This window comes from Brumimicrobium aurantiacum (assembly GCF_003402975.1).
Classification (GTDB): Bacteria; Bacteroidota; Bacteroidia; order Flavobacteriales_D; family Crocinitomicaceae; genus Brumimicrobium; species Brumimicrobium aurantiacum.
Genome location: NZ_QURB01000001.1, coordinates 132,195 through 154,345 on the forward strand (window position 1 = coordinate 132,195; position 22,151 = coordinate 154,345).

Consider the following 22,151-nt stretch of genomic DNA (forward strand, 5'->3'; position numbering starts at 1 on the left):
TCCTCGGCATTTTTATTCTTTGGCAAGAATTAAAATTTTGTCGGAATGACAGTCAGTAAGGTGGGGTTTCGGGAAGAAAGTTCCTCAAGTAGAGCTTGAGGAACTTTCTTCCCGATTTAAAAAACAAGCTCTATGTCATCCCGACAGAGCAACGCGACGAGGGATCTAATTTGAAAAACTATAGTTCCTAATTATTTCCGACATATTATATGAAGGTTTGAACCTTCAGCTATATTCAATTTACGCTGAACCACTTGTTCGAGGCTTTGGTTTTTAGTATACAACAAATATCCTTCCGTTTCTTCAAATCCCATATCGTATAATTGTGTACAATATGCAGCTACTTGATTTTTGTGTTTCTTCAAAGGTTCGCCCGTTTTGAAATCCACAACCACAGCTTTATTTCCAAGCAAATAAATTTTATCTGGACGTTTCACCTCTTTTTCATTGATCAAAATATCTTGTTCATCCAATGTTTGGGCTGCATTTTTTGCAAATTCTTGGGTATTAAGTAAAGCATAAGTTTCCTTCGCAATAGAAATAAACTCAGCCTTCCATTTGTCTTCGATTTTACCTTCAAACTGTAGTTTTCCAGCAATTATTTCAATATCTGCTGTATTTTTCACTTCAGAAAGCAATAAATGCAATTCATTTCCAAATTGTTGTTCTTCATTGAAATGCTCAGTGTCCAACGCTTCTTGATCTTGCAGAGACAGTTCTGGAAACCAAAGAAAGTCACTGAGGTCTTTCGGATTGAAATTCGATTCATCTTCCGCTCCTTCCTCTTGCTTATTTATTTTTTCAGGACTTCCAAAGGTCATTCTGCTTTCATTATGCTCTGAAACCGTATCATCATTCCAGCCTTCTAGTGATAAAAACAAAGGTTGATTGATTCTGGTGTAAAAGCCATCTTTAGCAGTTGAAGATTTAGATTCAACAAATAAATACAAGCGTTCACTTGGTCGGGTAAACGCTACATACATTGTGTTTAATTCATCCAACAACAGTTGATCGTACTCAAGCTTATAGGCGGCGTACATATAATCAGGTACATCGTTTTTGCTTAAATTAGAATAGAGTAAAACATCATTTTCTGCCTCAACGAAACTTTGATTTCGATGTGGTTTTATATCCCAAATTAAACGGGGAATAATCACCACTGGAAACTCCAACCCTTTAGATTTATGAATGGTCATAATTTTCACTGCATCCTTATTCTCTGGCATTTGAATGGTGCTTTTATACAATTTCGCATTCCATTCTTCAATAAATCCACGAATATCTGGACCTTGTGACAAATCATAATTTTGAAACAATTCAAGTAGATGATGTAAATATGGATTTTTAAGTTCACTCAATCCAATCAACTGTAAAAAAGAAGCGCCTAAATCGTAAAGATTTTCATAGGCAAAAAAGAGTTCATTCATAGAATTAAATTCCTGCGCAACGAAGCCTGAAAAATTAAAGCTACCTACTTTATCATTTTCCCAAAAGTTGGCCAACTCTACAATTGGATCTTTAGCTTGTTGACGATAAAATGAGGTTGCAAATTTAATTTGCGTTGTTTTATTTCCTCCGTTTCTTCTTAAATTGAGGTAATCGATGCAGAATCCAACAGCGGAATCTGAAGACACCAATAAACTGTCAGAACTCACTACTTTATAGCCCAATCCTGCTTCGAGTAATGTTTTTGCATAGTGTTGACCTTCTTTTTTATTTCGTGTTAGAATACAAATATCGCCTGGGTCAAAACCATCCGCAATACTGTTGGCAACATTTTGCAACAAAAAGGCCTGTTCTTGTTCTTTAATCTCTTCTTTATCTTTCGAATCACAGAAATCTATCGCCACAAATCCACCATCAGATCCTTTTGGATTTTGCCGTATATCAGAATAATACTCCTCAAAATGACTTGGCAATAAATCGAGCATGCGTTTAAAAAAAGTATTGTTGAATTCGACGATATTTCGCTTTGAACGGTAGTTATCTTCTAAGGGGATTTTTTCTCCTAATTGTTTAAAATAGCTAGACAGATGCACAAATTCTGGATCATTCTCAGGGTTATAAATCTCCGGTAATTCCACAAACTGTTCCACCAAACCATTTCTAAATCTGTAAATCGCTTGTTTTGGATCTCCAACAATTAAGTTTTCATGGTTATTGGCAATAGATTCGTGTACAAGTGGAATTAAGTTTAACCATTGCAAACGGCTAGTGTCCTGGAATTCGTCTAACAAATAATGATTGTAGCGATTTCCTAATCGTTCATAAATATAAGGTGCATTTTCCTTTTTTAATAAATCGGCAATGCGCTGTCCAAATTCAAAAATTCCAATGATGTTTTTCTTTTCCTTAAATTCTGTAAGCTCCTTGGAAATGTACTTCAGTAAAGCCAAATTATAGAAATTTGATTTGATTTTAAGCAAGGTGTACATCCGACTTGAAACTGAGCTTTCATAAGTAAATAGCTGTTGCATGAGTTCCATTAAATGTGGATCAACATTGTGATTTTTCTTTACATTTTCGCCAGACAAGGTTTTTTCAATGGCTGATGAAATGGGTTTTACCTCAGTAATATTTCGCGAAGGTAATTTTACAAGGTGTGGATAAATCCCTCTCGATTTCCCTGGATAATCATCTACTGTAGTTCCTAAAGAGTTGAAATATTGATAGGCATCTGCACACAACTTCCGATGTTGTTCTTGATAGCTTTGAATTTCTTCATTGATTTGCTTAAATTTTTCTTCGTTAAAATCCTCTTTTAGCAATTCATGAATAAATTTTTGATCCTGTTCCCGAATTAAAACTTTACTAAAATCAATTAAACTTCTTCTAAAATCCCATTTATCGCCCTTGTCGGCATTGGTTTTGGCATAGTTCAAGGACAATTTGGTTACTTCTTTTTCGTGCTCCTGGCCAATTTTTGACATGAGTTCATCAATCACTTGTTCGAGCAATAAATCTTGGTCTAGCGTCACTTCAAAATCCTCTTGTAAATCAAGGTCCCGACTAAAAGTTCGGATTAAACGCAAGCTAAACTTATCAATCGTAAGTACATTAAAGTCTTCATAATCATGCAAAATCTCAGAAAGCACCTGCTTTGAACGATTCACAATTTTTGTTGCAGACAATCCTGTGGTTTTCAAAGTGGCATCCAAAAGCATTTGAGCTTTTTTACTTTCTCTTTCCGTTTCACGATTAGGATAGCCCAACCAATCGAGGGCCTGAATAACACGTTCCTTCATTTCCCAAGCCGCTTTATTGGTAAAAGTCATGGCTAGGATCTTACTGAAATTTTTAGGTGAAACATGATCACTCAAAGTCAATTTCAAGTAATTTTGTACAAGAGAGAAGGTTTTCCCGCTTCCTGCAGAGGCACTGTAAACTTTGAGCGGTTTTAGTAATTCGTTTTGCATGATATAAATTAAAGAAGAATCAACTAATTTAAGATTTTAACCGTTAAATGAAAGGGTGAATCGTAAATTTGTACAGTCATAATTTCGTTTGTTAAATTTAGAAGAAATAACTTCACGACTCAACAAAAAAACTCTTCACTAAACAAAAAAACTTTTGGTACTCAAAATAAAATAAGTTACTTTTAAGTAATGATTAAAACAACTGCAACATTTATACTAACTTCCTTACTTTTTCTAAGTTTTGGATGCAACAACAAACAACCTCATGAAGTTGATCCTGAAACAATAGATCTCAAGTCAAGGGTTAATATTGTTCCACACTATCAAGGAAATGATATTTCTTTTAATGACAGCTATACAACGCAAGAAGGATATACTATTCGTTTTTCGAAAATCAATATGATTATGACGAATTTCAAAAATGACGGCAAACAACTTTTTGAGTCTGCGGTATATAAATTCGAAAAAGATAATCGCTTGTTGTGGGAAGGTGTTGGAAACTATTCCGATTTTGATGGGGTGAATGCCAATATTGGTGTCGATTCAACACAAAATCATGAAGATCCTTCAGCACGAACATCTGACGATCCATTAAATATTTTAAACGCAGGTGACATGCATTGGGGCTGGAACACAGGTTATATTTTTATTATGATTGAAGGACAAGCCGATACTTCAGCACTCCAAGATGGTTCTGGAATGACAAACTTTTCTTACCACATTGGGAGAGACGAATATTTACGTTCTTTTAGTTTAACAGATTTAAATTGGTCAAAAGTCAACAGTAATTTATTTGAAACGAATATTCGAATAGACCTATATAAATTTTTCGATGGCGAAATCAGAAATATCGACATTAAAACAGAAAGAACTAGTCATTCAACGCCTGCACAATCGGCTTTAAGTCAAAAAGTAATTGATAATTTTGTTGGAGCGATTAGTAAATAAAATGAAAACTACACTGTTGGCTTCGGCAAGCTCAGCCAACAAAAAAAACGGCAGGTTCAGCCAATAATTGAGAAGTTCAACCAACAAAAAACAAGTTCAGAAAGCTCAAAATAAATCAACAGACATAAGATGGTAAAGTTTTAAAATGAAAAATTGGATCTACATACTTTCGACACTAATAATCTTGACGTCATGTAAAAAGAATTTAGTTGTCATGTCCATTACTCCTTACGAGTTGGAGATTCCAAGTCACTTTCCTGCAATGCCCATTCCTGAAGACAATCCTATGTCTGTAGAAGGCGTTGAATTAGGAAGAAAATTGTTTTATGACACACGGTTGAGTTTAGACAATTCGATATCCTGTGCTTCATGTCATAATCAAACCAGCGGATTTTCAGACAATGCCCAATTCTCAACTGGGGTAAATGGAGCCACTGGAAATCGTCAATCGATGGCGCTTGTCAATTTAGGTTGGCAAAGTTCATTTTTCTGGGAAGGAAGAGCAGAAACTTTGGAAGAGCAGATTTTGCATCCAGTTCGTGATCCATTAGAAATGAACCAAACTTGGGAGGTAACAGCAGAAAAACTAAAACAAGTGGAGGACTATCAAAATGACTTTTACCAAGTTTTCGACGTTGTCAATTTTGACTCAACACACATTTCTAAAGCCATTGCACAGTTTTTACGTACGTTGATTTCTAGTCAATCGAAATATGATGTGATGTATAAATTCAATAATAATCTACCTTTAAACACCTTTGAGCAGGAATTATACGCTCAAATCACCAATGAAGAATGGGCTGGAATGGATTTGTTTTTTAGTCTAACAAATGGCGATTGCTTACATTGTCATGACGGACCACTTATGCAAGTTCAAGGTTTATTTTCCAATAACGGATTGGACGAAACCTTCACGGATATTGGAAGAATGATTGTGACAGGAAATCCAAATGACAAAGGAAAATTCAAAGTTCCAAGTTTACGAAACATTGAAGTTTCAGCTCCTTATATGCATGATGGTCGTTTTTCCAATTTGGATGAAGTCATTAATCACTATTCATTTGGTGTAGTGGAAAGCAGTACAATCGACCCAATGATGGAATTCTCACACCAAGGTGGCGTTCAACTAGACGCACAGGAACACAATTTAATAAAAGCGTTCTTAAAGACCTTTACGGACCATGAATTTTTGAATAATCCAGACTTTAAGGATCCTGGTGCTCCTTGAGTAGCTAAGGTAGATTACTTAACGTCTTCAGTTTAATTCATCATCTTGCATCAGCCCACGGAGTGGATGAAATGTCAATAAAAAAACGAACATCGTTTTTTAAAAGCCACAGCGTGGTGACACTTTAATTTTGTATCAATGCTAGCTTTGATTAACGTGAAAAAAGAATACCATTGTTAATGAGACTAAAAAAAGGTTCCTCATTGCTGCGCATTATCGGATTGACGATTGGTCAAGGCGTTATCGGGGAAAAATCTTTTACAAACTACATCAGTCCACAGAGTGGGTGTAACATCAATAAAAAAACGAACATCGTTTTTTAAAGCCACAGCGTGGTGACACTTTACCCCTTAAATCAATGCTAACTTTGATTAACGTGAAAAAAGCATACCATTGTTAATGAGACTAAAAAAAGATTCCTCAATGCTACACATTATCGGAATGACGAGGAATCTCTTCGAAATTAAATTCGACTTTAATGATTTATCCAATTAAAACTTTTTACTTTCTATTGCTATGATTCCTCCTTCAATTTTTGTTTATTTGTTTTCAATTAATAGGACACATGCAAGATCGTAGAAGGCTCACAACAGAAGAAAAAGCATTAAAAATCAATTTAAACTCGGACATTTACGGATCTTTTTCAGAGATTGGTGCCGGTCAGGAAGTGGCGGCCAACTTTTTTAAAGCTGGTGGTTCTTCTGGAACGATTGCTTTTTCTCATTCGGCTTATGATATGAAAGTATCGGACAGCATTTACGGAAAAGCCAAACGATATGTTTGTGAGGAACGATTGATTACCATGCTCAAAAGAGAGTATAACAAGGTGACTGAGAGTTTAGCCGACAGAAAAGAACATACCCGATTCTTCTCATTTTGTAATACTGTTGAGTCTTTAAATTATCACAAAACGAATCAAGGTCAAGGTTGGGTTGGACTGCGTTTTCAGGTAAATCCTGATACAAAACCGAACAATATCATTTTGCACGTCAAAATGCATGACCAAACCAATACAGCGCAACAAGAAGCGCTTGGAATTTTGGGTGTGAATTTGGTTTACGCAGCCTATTTTCATGCGACTGGAGAATTGGATTATTTCATTAATAGTTTGGTTCACCACCTTCCAAAGGACAGAATTGAAATTGACATGTTGCATGTTGAAGGTCCAGATTTTGAGCAAATCGACAATAGAATATTGGCGTTGAACCTTGTAAAAAGAGGAATTACAGAGGCAACGATGTTTGACCAAACAGGAAAAGTATTGCAACCTGCAAGTAAACTATACAAAAAGAATATCCTTTTGATGCGAGGTCGATTCAGACCGGTAACAAAGGTAAATATCGACATGTTGAATAGTGCGCGCACGAAGTTTTACCAAGAAGAAGAAGTTGAAAAGGAAAACGTTCGTGAAATTTTCGAATTGACCTTGCGAGATCTAACAACAGGAGGGCAAATTTCAGACAAAGATTTTGTTGATAGAGCAGAATTGTTAGGTGCTTTGGGATATACTGTAATGATTTCGAATTATCTCCGTTATTATGAAATGGTCGATTATTTAAGTGAAATTACACGAGGATATAAAATGGGAATCATTTTAGGGATCTACAACATTCACAATATTTTCGATGAAAAATACTATTCTCATTTGAGTGGAGGATTGCTTGAAGCCTTTGGTAAAGGGTTTGGTCGAAATGCAAAAATGTATATTTATCCTGCCATTAATTACAACAATGGCGAACTTTATGAATTTAAAGACGTTGTAGTTCCTGAAAAACTCAAAGGTTTACTTCAATACATGAAAGACAATGATAAGATTGAAGGTTTAACGGAATTCAATTACAATTTGTTAAACATCAAATCTGATGAAGTTTTAGCGAAAATCACACGTCAAGAAGAAGACGATACGTGGGATAGCGACGTTCCAGACCGTGTAGCGAAAGCGATTAAGTTTATGCGTTTGTTTGGGTATACGCCAAAGGTAGAACCTGAGGAATTGAAATTGTCTAAAGAGATTCATTTTAAGCTTTAGGAATGAATAACTATAAATGAAGAGTGAAAAATGAAAAATTCAGTTCAGCCAAATTTTTCACTTTTCACTTTTAATTATTCATTCTTCAATTAAAATCACTCCTCCCTTTTCCTCTTCATCTCAGCAATTTTATCTTTCAAAGACATTTCCTCCTCACTTGAATCGCTTGATGAATCCTGAGCATCACGCTCAACTTTGTCTGATATAGATTCTGATTGAATTTCCTCTACTTCTTTAGATGATTCTTCAATTGTTTCCTCGTCAGATTGTGTACGCTTTAAGAATTTAGGCGTTTGACCGTATTTTGAAGCTCCTAGACGTGGTTTTCTTTCTTGTTTTACTGTCTTTTTTGGTGTTTCCTCTTCTACTTTATCTTCATGAGGTTTAACAGCATCCTCTGTTTCTTCCTCTTTATTATCTTCTACTGGTAAATAAGCAGATTTTGCACTACCATAACGTGAGGCAGCGCTTTTTCTTGGTTTTTCAGAAGCTGGTGTTTCGATCACTCTTCTAGTAGGGTTGTATTCTTTCTTCTCTACTTCGTTCTCACTTTCTTTCTCACTCTGTAAAGTTGTTTCCTCAACAGGTTTCTCAATCTTCTTACGATTTTCTCTACGGACACCTCTTGGCTTAGGAATCACTCCATCCGCTTCATCCTCACTGTTATCATATTTCTTTGATCCAGCAAAAACTTGGAATTGGCGTAAACTACATTCTAAATTACCATTGAAAACTTTAATTTTTCTGCTTGGCCTTAGTCCAATATGCTTTAAAGCATCCGTGTTCGATGACACAACCCAGCAATCATAACCCAAGAATTTCTGTTTAAACAAATCTCCTAAACGAGTATATAGCTCTTCGACTTCTTCTCCCATACGTTCACCGTAAGGCGGATTACAAATCAAAATTCCTTTATCGTCTGGCGCTTCTAATTCCAAAGCATCTTTAACATCCCACGTCACCATGTTTCCAATTGGTGCCATTCGGCTATTTCTACGTGCTTTTTTCACCATTTCTCCGTCTTCATCAGAAGCAAGAATATCAAAACCTAATTTAATAGGTCTACTGTTTCCTTCCGCTTTAACCTTCTCCCATGCTTCAGCATCAAAAGATTTAAAGTTTTTAAAAGCAAAGTGATTTCTTTCAATCATCGCTGGAATATTTGCCGCCCAAAGTGCTGCTTCAATCGCAATCGTTCCGGAACCACACATTGGATCAATCAAAGTAGATTTACGATCCCATCCTGACATACGCAAAATTCCTGCAGCCAAGACTTCATTCATTGGCGCTTCCCCTACTTCTTGTCTATAACCACGTTGAAACAATGGTACCCCACTCGTATTTAATGAAATCACCACATTTCTATCTTTGATATACACATCAAACATTACTTGCGGAGATTTTAGATTCACATCAGGACGAACATCATCACATTTTTCTCTAAACACATCTGCAATAGCGTCTTTTACTACGAGAAAAGGATACTGAGTGTGGGTAAATATTGTTGAGAAAACAGCTCCTTTTACAGCAAATGTTTTTTTAACATCAAAGTAAGCTGGCCAATCAATTTTTTTGGCTTGTTTATACAGGTCTTCTTCTTTATGAATCGTAAAAGATTTAACTTTAACCAGTACTGAAATCGCTAACCTACAATGGTAATTGAGTCGGTAAACATCTTCCCAGTCACCATTTAATTGTACAGCACGATTGAGTGTTTCCACTTTATCATAGCCCAGTTCATTCAATTCCTCCTTAAGGATATCTTCAAACCCAAATAAGGTTTTAACTGTAATCACTAAATCTTTCATCTATCTTAATTAATTTCATTAATCAGTGGTAATTTCCATGAGAACATTACCGCTAAAGTCCTAAAAGTTACAATAAAAAGCATACTTAACCATAAAAGCCAAGCAGAATCGCCCAATCCTAAATAATCGCCAAGCAAATAAATGGCTCCACCCAATAAACATGGGATAGCATAAACTTCCTTTTTGAAGATCAATGGAATTTCATTACATAAAACATCACGAATTAGTCCTCCAAAAGTCGCCGAGATCATTCCAAGGAAAACTGCGGTAATTGCCAATTGTTCATGCGATAAGCCTTTTTGAACTCCAACAATTGTAAAAACGGATATTCCAACGGTGTCAAAGATAGACAATGTTCTTCTTAATGATCGTAATTTTTTACGAAAAACAATTCCTACTGTTGCTCCAGCAATCACCATCAACAATTGAGAAAAAGAAGTCATCCAAGCGATATCAACGTTTAACAACAAATCACGGATCGTACCACCTCCCAAAGCTGTGATAAAAGCAATGATATAACCACCCAAAATATCCAGGTTTCGATTTGCAGCCGTTAACACACCACTAATCGCAAAGGCAAACAACCCAATATGATCTAAAAGTTCAAGCATTGACAAAATTTTCTTAATATTGATAATAACTTATACATTTGTACAAATTAACTCATTAATTGCAGCTTGAAACATAAGATTCTACTTTTTTTATTTGTTTTTGGTGTTTTTTGCCTAAATAATGTTCGTGCCCAAAAGGTAGGAGTTGTCCTTAGTGGTGGCGGTGCAACAGGTTTGGCACACATTGGAGTGCTCAAAGCTTTAGAGGAGGCAAATATTCCCATCGACTATATTTCGGGAACTAGTGCAGGTGCGCTTATCGGGGCATTATACGCTTCTGGGTTTTCTCCAAATGAAATAGAAGCATATATTTTATCTGACAATTTCAATAAAATGACTTTGAGTGGCGACTCCAATGAAGAGCAATTTTTGTTAAGAGAAAAATCAATTGATCCTTCAATGCTAAACATCAACTTTGCAACGGACAGTATTTTTGTAAAGTCATTACCCACCAACTTTTTAGATCCTTCAAATTTAGATTACGAAACTTTTAGGTTAATAGGAAATGCAGGAGCAGCTGTTGGGAAAGATTTCGATTCTTTATTTATTCCTTTTCGATGTGTTGCGGCTGATATTTACAATAAGGAAAGTGTCATTTTTAGAGATGGAGATTTAAATTCAGCAGTAAGAGCCTCAATGACCTATCCTTTTTATATCAATCCCATTCGAATTGATGGGAAATTATATTTTGATGGTGGATTATACAACAACTTTCCTGCAGATGTTTTGTACAACGAATTTCCAGTAGATTATATCATTGGTAGTAATGTTTCACTAAATGCTAGTCCACCTACCGAGGATGATATCATCAGTCAAATTACCACAATGTTTGTTCAAAAAACGAGTTTCGAACTCCCTTGTGATAACGGAATTATTATCGAACCAGAAACAAGTATTAACACCTTTGATTTTGAGCATGCGCAAGAAGCCATAGAAACTGGATACCTCGCTGCAAAAGCCAATCTTGACAGTATTTGTGTTCATCTTAACGACAAAAAAGCTACTGGAGATATTCACGAAAGAAGAACTGAATTTAGAAAAAAAATCACTCCTATCAAGGTGAGCTCAATTGATGTTTCTTCATTTTCAGGGACAGATGTTTCTTTTGTTAGAAACAATTTTATGAAGGATACATTAGAAGAAGTCTTAACATTGGAAGAGATTAAAGAGCGATATTATAGGTCTTACTCCGCACATCAAGTCAAATATATTTACCCAACGATACACTTAAAAAGTGATTCAACATATCATCTATCCTTAGATGTCACAAAACAAAAACCCCTGACTTTAAGTGTAGGTGGACATTTTAGTTCTCGTCCTGTGAACACTGCATACATTGGACTATCATATTGGGACCTAAGCGATGGAGCAGTAGGACTTCATGGAGAAGCATATTTTGGAAAATTCTATGGCTCTTCAAAACTTAAAATTGATTATGACCTCCCAACCTTAAGACCCATTAGAATTAGTCCTTATTTTGTTTTGAATCGCTGGGATTACTACAGAAGCTCCTCTACTTTTTTCGAAGATGTTAACCCTTCATTTCTTATTCAGAATGAAATGTATTACGGTTTAAATCTTGGACTTTCTAAAACTAGGAATGGAAAGACATCATTAGATTTAAGGGCCTTTGAAAACAATGATGAATATTATCAAACCTTAAATTATTCTGAAAATGACACTGCTGATGCAACATCTTTTATGGGACAATCAGCAGCTTTAAATTTTGAGTACAACACCCTCAATCGTAAACAATGGGCTTCAAGCGGAAGTTTATTAAAAATGAATTTGAGATATGTTCAAGGGAAGGAAAAAAGTATTTCTGGAACTACTCCAGGATTAGACTATGATGTGCGTAAACAACACCGATGGATCAACTTATCATTAGAGGCCAGAAAGTTTTATGAGATTTCACCCTATTTCAAAATTGGAGTTTATGGTAAAGGAGTACTTAATTCACAGTCCTTGTTTTCGAATTACACCGCCACAGTTTTAAACATGACCGAATTTTCTCCATTACCAGATAGCAAGCCTTTATTCTTGAGTGAATATCGCGCCCCTCAATTCATTGGTGGAGGTGTTAATTTTGTTTTCAATTACAGTAAATACTTTGAATTTAGAATTGACCCATACTTCTTTCAGCCATTTAGACAAATTGTTAGACTTGATGAAGAAAATGACTTTGGATATTCTGATTTATTTGAAGAAGGTTTACCGATGGTTGGAGGCTCTATAATTTTCCAATCTCCAATTGGACCTTTGCGTTTATCTACAAATTACTTCCCAAAACAAGATAAACCATTTGTTACACAATTAAGCTTTGGCTATATGATTTTTAATGATCGTTCAATTCGTTAATGCCGAAACGTAAAATGTCCTGCCGTTTCATTACTTTTGTAAAAATTTTATTTCTATGATATTACCTATCGTTGCTTATGGCGATCCTGTTTTGAAAACAGAAGCTGTTGAAATTGATAAAGATTACGAAGGCTTAAAGGAGCTAATTGACAACATGTGGGAAACGATGTACAATGCACATGGAGTTGGACTTGCTGCACCACAAATCGGAAAATCGATTCGTTTATTTGTGATAGATGCTTCACCTTTTGCGGAAGACGAAGTAGATGGAAAACCAGATCCAAGAGCAGCAGGCCTAGAAGGCTTTAAAAAAGTTTTCATTAATCCTATTATTGAGGAAGAAGAAGGTGAGGAATGGGCTTTTCAAGAAGGTTGTTTAAGTATTCCAACTATTCGTGAAGAAGTATATCGAAAAGAGAAAATACATATCACTTACTTTGATGAAAATTTCGAATTTCACGAAGAAACATACGACGGTTATGCGGCACGTGTAATTCAGCATGAATATGATCACGTAGATGGTATTTTATTTACAGATTTACTTTCTACATTAAAAAAGAAGTTATTGACTAAAAAGTTGACAAATATTGCAAAAGGAGCAGTAAATGTTGACTATCGAATGAAATTTCCCGTTACTAAAAGAAAAAGATAATGAAGAAAATAGTTTTTGCATTTAGTTTAATCACATTAATCGCTTCTTGTGGATCTGAGCAAACTGAAGCAACTCAAGATCAGCAAAAGGAAGAAGTAACAGTTGAAGGTTTGAAATCTTCCATTAAGGAGATGGATGATTCATTAAAAACAATGTATACGCAAGCGGCAAAGACCAACGATTACAAAATCAACAAGGTCGCATTTCACGAAGCTATCAACCGTAACAAAGCCTTTTATGAGCATTTCCCGAATGACGAGTTTGCAGAAACAGCCGTGGACAAAATCGCAGCATTGTATTTACAAATCAATGTTGAGTCTGAAGCAGCAAAATGGAGAGATACTTTAATTTCAAATTTCCCGATTACAAAAGAAAAGATTGGAATTTTAGAATTGCAATTAAACTATTACGATTACAATGACTACAATCCGGAGAAGATTAAGCATTATGCAAATCTATTGTTGGACATAGAAGGTTTACCAGAGGAGAAGCGTGAAGCTTACGAATTTCGATTAAAGCACATTGATAAAACTTTCGAAGAGCTTATTGAGATACAAGCTTCAGAAATGGCTGAACAATCTAAAAAATAGAATTATATACAAGTCTAAACAGGTCTAAAACAAGGTCTGACACTTCATTTCATTGATGTTAAGGCTTTGTTAAAAATATGGGTCAACTCTTTTTTCGTCTTATATTTGAATGAAACTAAAATTTTAAAACATGAAAAAAGTACTATTTACATTAAGCCTTTTATTTACTGCATTGTTCGGAATGAACACTGTAATGGCACAAGCAGCTGTTGAATCAGGAGCAAAAATTGAATTTGAAAAAGAAACGCATGACTATGGTACAATTAGTCAATATGCAGATGGAACATGTGAGTTCAAATTTACAAATACAGGAAATGAGCCATTAGTAATTTCTAATGCAAAAGGTTCTTGTGGTTGTACTGTACCACAATGGCCACGTGAACCAATCGCGCCAGGAGAATCAGGTGTAATAAAAGTAAAATACGATACTAAGCGTGTTGGTGTTATCGGGAAAAGCGTTACTTTACAATCAAACGCAATCAATACACCAACAAAAACGATCCGTATTAAAGGAAATGTGAAAGCTGCTCCTAAAGGTGGTGCTCCAGTAAATAAAAGTGGTGCTCCAACACAAAGCTAAAACTAAAACAATAGGATGAAGAACGTACTTGTACTTCTCTTAATATTTATAAATTCCGCTATTGGGCTTGCTCAATATGCGGAATTTTCTTTTTTAAACAAGACCACTCATAAATGGGAAAAGACTAAAGAGGGAAAGCAATTAACTCATTATTTTGTTTTTAAAAACAGTAGTGAAGTTCCGTTAATTATCAATGATGCTTTGGTTTCCTGTAGTTGTACAAGTATTGATTTTCCGTCTGATCCAATTCTACCGAATCAAAAGGATTCTATTTTAGTTCAATTTGACACCAATCAAAAATATTATCTGCAAGACCGAAAAATAAAATTGATTGCCAATACTAAGAAAGAGGAGGAATTACGAATCAAAGTATATGTAATTCCTAAAGACGAGTAATATTTTAACAGAATATTAGATTTAAAAAGATTCAATATTCTATCTTCGTAATCTAAATTTTTATCATGTCAATTTCCGTAAAACATCTTACAAAATACTATGGCGAACAAGCAGCTGTAGACAATATTTCATTTGAAGCAAAAAACGGTGAAATTCTAGGTTTTTTAGGCCCAAACGGTGCTGGAAAGTCTACAACGATGAAAATCATCACAAGTTTCATCCCTGCCACAGAAGGAGAGGTTGAAGTGTGTGGCTTAAACTTAAAGAAAAACTCACTTCAAATACGTAAGAAAATAGGTTATCTTCCAGAGCATAATCCACTTTACTTGGATATGTACGTAAAGGAATACCTTAGCTTTGTTGGAAAGATTTACGGTGTAAAGAAAATAAAAAATCGTGTTGCAGAAGTCATAGAATTGGTTGGATTACAAAAAGAGCAACACAAAGAAATAGGACAACTGTCAAAAGGATATCGTCAAAGGGTTGGATTAGCTCAGGCGATTATTCACGATCCAGAAGTATTGATTTTAGATGAACCAACCTCTGGATTAGACCCAAATCAATTGGTTGACATACGTGAATTAATCAAGAAAATAGGTAAAGAAAAAACAGTGATGTTGTCTACACACATCATGCAAGAAGTTGAAGCGATATGCGATCGCGTAATTATTATAAAAAACGGAAAACTTGTAGCGAATGCCAAAGCAAGTGAACTACAATCTGACGTAAGTAGTCAAGTTGTATTTGTAGAATTCGATGGTGAGGTTTCACGCAATAGATTGGCAAAAGTATCCAGCATTTCACGCGTAGAATCAGTAAGTAAAACTTCTTTTTTAATTAGCTCTGATTCATCAGCAGACTTACGTAAAACGATTGCAGCTTATGCAAAACAAGAAAACCTATTGATTCTTACCATTCGTAAAGAAGAAAAATCCCTAGAAGAGGTCTTTAAACAGTTAACAAGATAAATCGTTTTGTGAGAGATTTTAGACTCATCCTTTTATTGCTTGTAGTTGGTATTTTAATTTTTAATATCATTGGTCTCCATTTTGATAATTTAAGCTGGAGCAATAACCAATCAAGCTATATCGGGATAATCTGTAATCTCTGTATTATTATATCTATACTCCTCTCTAAACGTCATACGTCAAGGAAAACTAATCAGGACTGATTCTTATATAACGACCTTCTTACTTTCTTCCATAGCATGTTGCGCGAAATCTTCTCCAACAGAGGTTTTATAATCATAAATATAATCGACGTCTAGCTTTTCAAACACTTCTTTTTCATCATCATAATGACAGATTGCGGCAATCTTAAACTTACGATCTTTGAGTTTTTTTATCTGTTTCATCGTGTTATGGTTTGAAGCATAATCACTCATTGCTAAAACAACAACATCGACCTTTTCCCAATTTGATTCATCCCAAAAATCCCTATCGGTAGAATCTCCCCAAACGACATTGTTGCCGTCTTTTTTTAGTTCATTAACTTTATCACCGTTATAATCCACACCGATTATACAATCTGGAAAACTTTCTTTAAGATGGAAATAGGCAGGAAGTCCAATACTCCCTAGTCCGATAATAACATATTTCACTTCACCTGAAATTTTTGCTTGTTGCACATATTCTGGTGGTGTTCTGTTCCAAATCACAAGTTTGTCATGGTGTTTTTCAAACAAATCGTAGGAACGCGCAATAAATGGGGAAGCAAGTAAAAATGACAAGCTCATAAAAATAGCCAAAGTGGTTAGCCAATCATTAGATATCATACCGTTTGCAACTGCTACTGCACCGATAATTAAACCAAATTCACTGTAATTTGAAAGGTGTAATGAGGTCAGAAAATTGGTACGTGCCCTTAATTTGAAAAAGGAGAATATTTTGAAGAATAGAAATCCTTTAAAAAACACGAAACCTAGCATTGCAAAAGCAATCAAGAAATTTGACAAGCTTGGAATTCCTGCCAGACCTACATTTATAAAGAATCCAATCAAAAAGAAATCTTTATAACTCAACATTCTATCATAAAGCTCTTCCTTTCTTGGGTGATTGACCAATAGCATCCCTATGATTAATGCCCCAAGATCGTATTTTAAATCGACCAAATCAAAAGCCAATGCTCCGGCAATAAGTGGGGCAAAGAATCCGAATACCGTGAGTAGTTCACCGTGACCAGACTTATCGAGTAAACGCCCAAGAATAATCTTTATGAGGTAAAGGTAAACGGGTAAAGCCAATACCCAAATAGAAGGCATAACACTTTTAGAAAGGGTTAAAAATACTACTGCAAAAATATCTTGGATTACTAAAATACCAATGGCGAAACGACCGTGTCTTGAAGTAATCTCTCCTCTATCTTCTAAAGATTTAATGATAAAAACTGTACTAGAGAAACTTAATGCAAACCCAATAGTCATCGATGATTCGATACTTAATTCGGAAAAATGCTGTATTCCTAAAACACTCAATCCAAAAATAACACCACCAATAGCGAGCGTTGTTAATATAACATGAGAAGATGCAGTGATAAGGATTTCTGGTTTTATTAGCTGTTTGATTTTTATTTTCAATCCAATAGTGAACAATAATAAAATTACGCCCATGCTAGATAATGGTTTCAGAATTTGTTTAAGATTACCGTCTGTAAAGCCTGCAAAATTCAGAAAGAAGCCAGTTGCCAAGAAGCCCAATAATGCAGGTAAACCAAACCTTCTCATTAGTAAACCACTCAAAAAAGCCAGTGTTAACCAAATAGCATCAATGTATCCAGCACTCAAATCAATTGTATCCATGTAATATTTTAGAAATTATTATTTAGTAATCAGACACTAAATCAATAAAACACCAGTTAAAATCTAATGTTCAAATAAAGGGGGCTTTAAGAATTAAAAACGCCTAATCCACTTTTTAAAATAGAGATAAGGGAGAAATCCTCGAAGCAACATCCAGGCGATAATTGCAAACCATATTATTTGTAATCCAGGTGAGAAATAGTGTCCTATTAATAATACGGGTAAAAATCCACATAAAGTCGAAATAATTAAAATATTTCTTAAAAATTTTGCTTTTCCCATTCCTTTAAAGATTCCGTCGAGGGTAAAAGCCAAGGCATTGAAAGGTAAGCACAAGGCAAATAAAGGAAGGACAATGGGATAAACGGCCCAAACAGATTCATTATCAATCAGGAGCTCCATAATAGGTTCGTCAAAAATCATTAACACAATTGCAAGCCCTATTGAAACAATCAAACTCAGCATTAAATTTCGATTCAGATTTCTCTCCATGGCAACTTTATTTCTCGCTCCTAAGAATTTCCCCGCCAAAGCATTTGCCGAAGTTGCAAAAGCATCAAGGAAAAACGCAGAGAAAAGCCATAGGTTAAGGATAACAGCATGTGTAGCAGCTTCTACTGTTCCATAAATATTCGCGTATTTATGTGTTAGCATTAAAGCAACATTGAGGACTATTGTTCGCAGCACCAAATTCCCTGCAATTAATAATAGATTTACAAATTCTGAATTAATGCGTGTAGTATGAATAAGTTTAATTTTCGATTTAAACAACAGAAAGTAAATAGTAAGAATAAACATTACAATTTGCGCGATGAAACTTGCCCAAGCAGCTCCTTCTACTCCCATTGGTTCAACAAGGTTCCACCAGCCTAAAACGAAAATAAAATCCAGTAAAATATTTGTTGTCCCTCCGACAATAGAAATAACCATTGCCCACCATGTGTTTTGAACACCACGAAAAACTCCAAAAATTGAAAATGTTATAAGCGTCAATGGAAAACCGAAAACCCGAATATTAAAATAAGATGTTGCGTCTTTAAGAACTGGGCCAGATGCTGAAAGTAAATACTCAAAAATCCATGCTGAAGTAAAATAAGTCACTACCATTGCAAGAACACCGACAATCGCATTGAAATAGATCATTTGAGGAATTAGACTCGACATCATCCTCATCTTTAAAGATCCATAAGCTTGAGAAACCACTGCAGAGATAGCACTTTTCATTTGAGCAAAGATCCATATCAATGCAGAAAGTAAACTTCCAGCAATTCCAACAGCTGCAACAGCAGATAAATTCTCATTGTTTTCTGAGAAACTATCGTAACCGATATTACCTACTACAGCCAAGTCTGTCAATGACAAAACAGGCTCCACTACTCCACCTAACATTGCAGGTAAAGCGAGTTTCCATATAGAACGATATGTGGGTTCTTTTTGAGTTTCCATGACGAATAAGAACAAAGATAGAATAATGCAAGCGTCAAAAACTGATGAGACAAATAATTCATTCAGAAATATCATTAATTTAGCAGTTCTAAAAAAATTATCTAAATGGAAATCATAGAAGCAATCATTCTTGGAATTGTACAAGGTTTAACAGAGTTCTTACCTGTTTCGAGTAGTGGACATCTTGAAATTGTTAAAGCTATATTTGGTAACGATGATGTTGGAGAATTAAGTATGATGACCACAGTTGTTTTACATTTCGCAACGGCATTAAGTACAATTGTAATTTTTAGAAAAGACGTTGGAGAAATACTTAAAGGTTTATTCCAATTCAAAAAAAATGAAGAATTGATGTTCTCTTTAAAAATCATTCTATCAATGATTCCTGCTGCATTCATTGGTTTCTTTTTTGATGACTTAATAGATTCTTTCTTTCACAGTCAAATTTTATTGGTTGGATTTATGTTATTGATTACAGGATTACTCTTATTTCTTGCAGACAAAGCAAAAAACACGAATAAAGATGTGAATTTTAAAAATGCATTTATCATTGGAATCTCCCAAGCAATCGCCATACTACCTGGTATTTCTCGTTCTGGAGCTACTATAGGAACCTCTGTTTTATTGGGAATCGACAGAGAGAAATCAGCACGTTTTTCATTCCTTATGGTTGTTCCTTTGATCTTTGGTAAAATCGCTAAAGACTTACTAGACGGTGCTTTTACAGAAGAGAACATTCCAATGCTATCACTTTCAGTAGGATTTATCGCTGCCTTTTTAACAGGTTTAGTTGCCTGTACATGGATGATATCCATCGTAAAGAAGAGTAAATTAACTTATTTCTCTATTTATTGCTTTATCGTTGGAACAATTGCTATTGGATGGTCAATGATTTAAGATGAACTATTTTATACCGAATAGGTCATCTTCCTCATTCCAATATTCATAAATCATACTCAATTCTATAATCGTCAAAGTATCTGACTTCCAATTTGTACGTTCGTTTTGGTAAACAACATTAAATTCTGAAAAAGAATTTGCATATTTACCAGACACGAGATAAGCTTTATAAAATTCGCAAAGTGTTTTTTTCTTGATCTCTTCTTCATTCTTTTGAAAATTCAAGCTATCGCCATCTACAATTGTCAATTCATAACCGACCTTTCTTCTTTCTATATCATAGCTTGCATTTGGGTATACACTATCCATAAAATCTTTCATTGTACTGGTCATTTTATAGGCTTTTGAGCTACACCCAGTCAACAAAATAATTAATACTAAAAAGAATAGTTTTTTCATTTTTACTTTTTAAAGCGCAAATGGTTTCCCAATCAGGAACATCGTTGGTCGTTTATTTAAATCAAATGCATTTTCTCTCCACTCTGCAACAGTCATTGTTTGAACACGTTCAGTTGGCAATGTTAAATCACAGGCCACACAAAGAAAAGTAGTGTCTAAACATTCATTCAACAAATCTTCAAGTAAGTGATTATTTCTAAATGGCGTTTCCATAAAGATTTGTGTTTGACCTGTTTTACTTACCAATCGTTCGTAATCCTTAAAAGTAAATACACGTTTTTTACGCTCCTTTGGGATATAACCGTTAAATGTAAAAGATTGACCATTAAAACCGCTGGCCATAAGTGCCAATAAAATTGATGAAGGTCCTGTTAATGGACTTACAAAATCACCCTTTTGATGTGCTAAAGCAACTAAGTCAGCTCCAGGATCGGCTACTCCTGGACAACCAGCCTCAGAGATAATCGCAACGTTTTCTCCTTTCTTCAACGGCGATAGCATACCTGCTAAATCTGTTGGTGGTGTTTTTTTATTTAAAATGAAAAACGTAGACTCATCAATTGGGAATGTACGATCAATTTTCCTTAGGTATCTTCTCGCTGATTTTAAATTTTCAACGGCAAAATATCGTGTGTTTTTTGCAATTTCTGCAACTTCAGCAGGAATCACATGTTCCCATTTTTCAGATCCCATCAAAGTGGGCATCAAATATAATTTACCTTTAGACATCTTTTTGTAATTCTTTAATTAAAACATCAGTTCCAGCATCTAGCATATCAAATACATTCTTAAATCCTTCATCTCCTCCAAAGTATGGATCTGGAACCTCTACACCTTTACCTGGATGAGTTAGGTCTAAAAATAACTCAACTTTCTTAGTGTCATTTTCGTCACGAGAAAGTTTCGTTACATTCTCGAAATTACTTTTATCCATAACGATAATACGATCAAATTCATCGAAATCCTCAACCTTAAATTGTCGACCTCTTAATTCGTCAATTGGAACACCATTTTTCTTTCCAGTTTCTCGCATTCTTGCATCAGGAGCTTCACCTACATGCCAATCACCAGTTCCTGCAGAATCAACAACAACATCTAAATTGTTTTCGGCCACTTTCTTTCTCAACAACCCATCAGCCATTGGCGATCGACAAATATTTCCTAAGCATACCATTAATATTTTCATAATCAATTTTGTTATGTTGGGCTTTGATTCTTAATAATCCTCCAAAACAAGGAAGGGAAAAATCTTTTAATCTTCGCCGCTAATATTTCTTTATTCCCTATTAAAACTTCTTTCTTCTTCTTTAAAGTTGCTTTTAAAATCTGTCGAACACATTCTTCCACCGACATTCCTGTAGCTTGATTATGGTCCATTTCACCATGTGCTGTCCCATCGGCTGTCAAAGCACTTTTCGAAATTGGCGTATTGATTTTTCCAGGACAAACAATAGTAACCGAAATATTATATTTTGCTTCCTCAAGTGAAACACTTTCATAAAAACCATGTAAAGCATGTTTTGATGCAGCATAGGCAGATCTTAAATAAAATCCAAATTTACCAGCAATACTTGAAGTAACGATGATATGACCACTCTTTTGCCTTTGCATTATTGGTAAAACAGCTTTGGTTAATGCTATATTTCCAAAATAATTTACCTCCATGATTCTTCTGTCGACATCCATTGAAGTTGTGGATGCTTCTGAACGTTGAGAAATACCTCCACTATTGAATAAATAATCGATGCGTTGATATTTTTCTACAACCTGCTTTGTAAGATTTAAAAAGTTTTCATTCTCCGCTAGGTCCAACCTAAGAACCATATGATTTTCAGGACAATTCAATGACAGCTTCAATTTCTCAAGCTCTTCTACATTTCGTGCAGACAAAATTAGTTTACTCCCTAATTTTGCCAATTGAATAGCAATTTCTTTCCCTATTCCTGAAGAAGCTCCAGTGATCCAAACTACTTTATTTGCAAACTTTTTCATT

At 35.0% G+C, this 22,151-nt stretch carries 20 protein-coding genes; 11 read left to right on the top strand and 9 right to left on the bottom strand.

Features of this window, described 5'->3' with window-relative positions; translation table 11 throughout:
* Nucleotides 1–191 precede the first annotated feature (191 nt).
* Complete coding sequence (locus DXU93_RS00675; protein ID WP_116879318.1) at nt 192–3,416, bottom strand: UvrD-helicase domain-containing protein; 3,225 nt, start codon at nt 3,414–3,416, stop codon at nt 192–194.
* Between the two features lie 189 nt (nt 3,417–3,605).
* Here DXU93_RS00675 and DXU93_RS00680 point away from each other — a divergent pair, with 189 nt between their 5' ends.
* From DXU93_RS00680 to DXU93_RS00690, 4 genes are all read left to right on the top strand, one after another.
* Nucleotides 3,606–4,364, top strand: a complete 759-nt coding sequence (locus tag DXU93_RS00680) for an MbnP family protein (RefSeq protein ID WP_116879319.1) — start codon at nt 3,606–3,608, stop codon at nt 4,362–4,364.
* A 145-nt stretch (nt 4,365–4,509) separates the two neighbouring features.
* A complete protein-coding gene (locus DXU93_RS00685; RefSeq protein ID WP_240623398.1) occupies nt 4,510–5,592 on the top strand; it encodes a cytochrome-c peroxidase in 1,083 nt (360 codons plus the stop codon).
* 179 nt (nt 5,593–5,771) lie between these two features.
* Nucleotides 5,772–5,915, top strand: a complete 144-nt coding sequence (locus DXU93_RS14975) for a hypothetical protein (protein WP_165851303.1) — start codon at nt 5,772–5,774, stop codon at nt 5,913–5,915.
* A 242-nt stretch (nt 5,916–6,157) separates the two neighbouring features.
* Entirely contained in the window at nt 6,158–7,621 is a 1,464-nt protein-coding gene (locus DXU93_RS00690) for a TonB-dependent receptor (RefSeq protein ID WP_116879321.1), read from the top strand.
* A 95-nt stretch (nt 7,622–7,716) separates the two neighbouring features.
* On the opposite strand, the gene DXU93_RS00695 is transcribed toward DXU93_RS00690, so the two are convergent.
* Nucleotides 7,717–9,429 (bottom strand): THUMP domain-containing class I SAM-dependent RNA methyltransferase, encoded by a 1,713-nt coding sequence (locus DXU93_RS00695; RefSeq protein ID WP_116879322.1) that lies wholly within the window; start codon nt 9,427–9,429, stop codon nt 7,717–7,719.
* A gap of 5 nt (nt 9,430–9,434) precedes the next feature.
* Nucleotides 9,435–10,040, bottom strand: coding sequence for a trimeric intracellular cation channel family protein (locus DXU93_RS00700; RefSeq protein WP_116879323.1), 606 nt, complete (start codon nt 10,038–10,040; stop codon nt 9,435–9,437).
* A 66-nt stretch (nt 10,041–10,106) separates the two neighbouring features.
* Between DXU93_RS00700 and DXU93_RS00705 the strand changes: the two genes are divergently transcribed.
* From DXU93_RS00705 to gldA, 6 genes are all read left to right on the top strand, one after another.
* Nucleotides 10,107–12,398, top strand: a complete 2,292-nt coding sequence (locus DXU93_RS00705; RefSeq protein WP_165851304.1) for a patatin-like phospholipase family protein — start codon at nt 10,107–10,109, stop codon at nt 12,396–12,398.
* Between the two features lie 55 nt (nt 12,399–12,453).
* Entirely contained in the window at nt 12,454–13,050 is a 597-nt protein-coding gene (gene def / locus DXU93_RS00710) for a peptide deformylase (RefSeq protein ID WP_116879325.1), read from the top strand.
* Nucleotides 13,050–13,640 carry a hypothetical protein gene (locus DXU93_RS00715; protein ID WP_116879326.1) on the top strand — a complete coding sequence of 197 codons (591 nt, stop codon included), beginning with the start codon at nt 13,050–13,052 and terminating at the stop codon, nt 13,638–13,640. The genes def and DXU93_RS00715 overlap by 1 nt, the downstream gene beginning before the upstream one ends.
* Nucleotides 13,641–13,770: 130 nt before the next feature.
* A complete protein-coding gene (locus DXU93_RS00720) occupies nt 13,771–14,220 on the top strand; it encodes a DUF1573 domain-containing protein (RefSeq protein WP_116879327.1) in 450 nt (149 codons plus the stop codon).
* A gap of 15 nt (nt 14,221–14,235) precedes the next feature.
* A complete protein-coding gene (locus DXU93_RS00725) occupies nt 14,236–14,616 on the top strand; it encodes a DUF1573 domain-containing protein (RefSeq protein WP_116879328.1) in 381 nt (126 codons plus the stop codon).
* A 65-nt stretch (nt 14,617–14,681) separates the two neighbouring features.
* Nucleotides 14,682–15,584, top strand: a complete 903-nt coding sequence (gene gldA, locus DXU93_RS00730) for a gliding motility-associated ABC transporter ATP-binding subunit GldA (protein ID WP_116879329.1) — start codon at nt 14,682–14,684, stop codon at nt 15,582–15,584.
* A 206-nt stretch (nt 15,585–15,790) separates the two neighbouring features.
* Here the strand turns inward: gldA and DXU93_RS00735 are convergent, their stop codons facing one another.
* Entirely contained in the window at nt 15,791–17,413 is a 1,623-nt protein-coding gene (locus DXU93_RS00735; RefSeq protein WP_116879330.1) for a cation:proton antiporter family protein, read from the bottom strand.
* 93 nt (nt 17,414–17,506) lie between these two features.
* The gene (locus DXU93_RS00740; protein WP_116879331.1) at nt 17,507–18,934 is read right to left on the bottom strand and encodes an MATE family efflux transporter; all 1,428 of its coding nucleotides are present in this window, start codon (nt 18,932–18,934) and stop codon (nt 17,507–17,509) included.
* A 30-nt stretch (nt 18,935–18,964) separates the two neighbouring features.
* Between DXU93_RS00740 and DXU93_RS00745 the strand changes: the two genes are divergently transcribed.
* Entirely contained in the window at nt 18,965–19,756 is a 792-nt protein-coding gene (locus DXU93_RS00745) for an undecaprenyl-diphosphate phosphatase (protein ID WP_116879332.1), read from the top strand.
* Nucleotides 19,757–19,762: 6 nt separating this feature from the next.
* On the opposite strand, the gene DXU93_RS00750 is transcribed toward DXU93_RS00745, so the two are convergent.
* From DXU93_RS00750 to DXU93_RS00765, 4 genes are read right to left on the bottom strand one after another with little or no spacing between them, the layout of a single operon-like run.
* Nucleotides 19,763–20,158 (bottom strand): hypothetical protein, encoded by a 396-nt coding sequence (locus DXU93_RS00750; RefSeq protein ID WP_116879333.1) that lies wholly within the window; start codon nt 20,156–20,158, stop codon nt 19,763–19,765.
* A 9-nt stretch (nt 20,159–20,167) separates the two neighbouring features.
* On the bottom strand, nt 20,168–20,887 hold the full coding sequence (locus DXU93_RS00755; RefSeq protein ID WP_116879334.1) for an SAM-dependent methyltransferase: 720 nt from the start codon (nt 20,885–20,887) through the stop codon (nt 20,168–20,170).
* A complete protein-coding gene (locus DXU93_RS00760; protein WP_240623399.1) occupies nt 20,880–21,344 on the bottom strand; it encodes a low molecular weight protein-tyrosine-phosphatase in 465 nt (154 codons plus the stop codon). Before DXU93_RS00760 ends, DXU93_RS00755 begins: the two co-directional genes overlap by 8 nt.
* Before the next feature lie 11 nt (nt 21,345–21,355).
* Nucleotides 21,356–22,150 (bottom strand): SDR family oxidoreductase, encoded by a 795-nt coding sequence (locus DXU93_RS00765; protein ID WP_116879335.1) that lies wholly within the window; start codon nt 22,148–22,150, stop codon nt 21,356–21,358.
* Nucleotide 22,151 lies beyond the last annotated feature (1 nt).

Excerpts from the sequence above, each read along its gene's own strand:
- DXU93_RS00675 (WP_116879318.1), bottom strand. The coding sequence starts at position 3,416 with ATGCAAAACGAATTACTAAAACCGCTCAAAGTTTACAGTGCCTCTGCA.
- DXU93_RS00680 (WP_116879319.1), top strand. The coding sequence starts at position 3,606 with ATGATTAAAACAACTGCAACATTTATACTAACTTCCTTACTTTTTCTA.
- DXU93_RS00685 (WP_240623398.1), top strand. The coding sequence starts at position 4,510 with ATGAAAAATTGGATCTACATACTTTCGACACTAATAATCTTGACGTCA.
- DXU93_RS14975 (WP_165851303.1), top strand. The coding sequence starts at position 5,772 with ATGAGACTAAAAAAAGGTTCCTCATTGCTGCGCATTATCGGATTGACG.
- DXU93_RS00690 (WP_116879321.1), top strand. The coding sequence starts at position 6,158 with ATGCAAGATCGTAGAAGGCTCACAACAGAAGAAAAAGCATTAAAAATC.
- DXU93_RS00695 (WP_116879322.1), bottom strand. The coding sequence starts at position 9,429 with ATGAAAGATTTAGTGATTACAGTTAAAACCTTATTTGGGTTTGAAGAT.
- DXU93_RS00700 (WP_116879323.1), bottom strand. The coding sequence starts at position 10,040 with ATGCTTGAACTTTTAGATCATATTGGGTTGTTTGCCTTTGCGATTAGT.
- def (WP_116879325.1), top strand. The coding sequence starts at position 12,454 with ATGATATTACCTATCGTTGCTTATGGCGATCCTGTTTTGAAAACAGAA.
- DXU93_RS00715 (WP_116879326.1), top strand. The coding sequence starts at position 13,050 with ATGAAGAAAATAGTTTTTGCATTTAGTTTAATCACATTAATCGCTTCT.
- DXU93_RS00720 (WP_116879327.1), top strand. The coding sequence starts at position 13,771 with ATGAAAAAAGTACTATTTACATTAAGCCTTTTATTTACTGCATTGTTC.
- DXU93_RS00725 (WP_116879328.1), top strand. The coding sequence starts at position 14,236 with ATGAAGAACGTACTTGTACTTCTCTTAATATTTATAAATTCCGCTATT.
- gldA (WP_116879329.1), top strand. The coding sequence starts at position 14,682 with ATGTCAATTTCCGTAAAACATCTTACAAAATACTATGGCGAACAAGCA.
- DXU93_RS00735 (WP_116879330.1), bottom strand. The coding sequence starts at position 17,413 with ATGGATACAATTGATTTGAGTGCTGGATACATTGATGCTATTTGGTTA.
- DXU93_RS00740 (WP_116879331.1), bottom strand. The coding sequence starts at position 18,934 with ATGATATTTCTGAATGAATTATTTGTCTCATCAGTTTTTGACGCTTGC.
- DXU93_RS00745 (WP_116879332.1), top strand. The coding sequence starts at position 18,965 with ATGGAAATCATAGAAGCAATCATTCTTGGAATTGTACAAGGTTTAACA.
- DXU93_RS00750 (WP_116879333.1), bottom strand. The coding sequence starts at position 20,158 with ATGAAAAAACTATTCTTTTTAGTATTAATTATTTTGTTGACTGGGTGT.
- DXU93_RS00755 (WP_116879334.1), bottom strand. The coding sequence starts at position 20,887 with ATGTCTAAAGGTAAATTATATTTGATGCCCACTTTGATGGGATCTGAA.
- DXU93_RS00760 (WP_240623399.1), bottom strand. The coding sequence starts at position 21,344 with ATGAAAATATTAATGGTATGCTTAGGAAATATTTGTCGATCGCCAATG.
- DXU93_RS00765 (WP_116879335.1), bottom strand. The coding sequence starts at position 22,150 with ATGAAAAAGTTTGCAAATAAAGTAGTTTGGATCACTGGAGCTTCTTCA.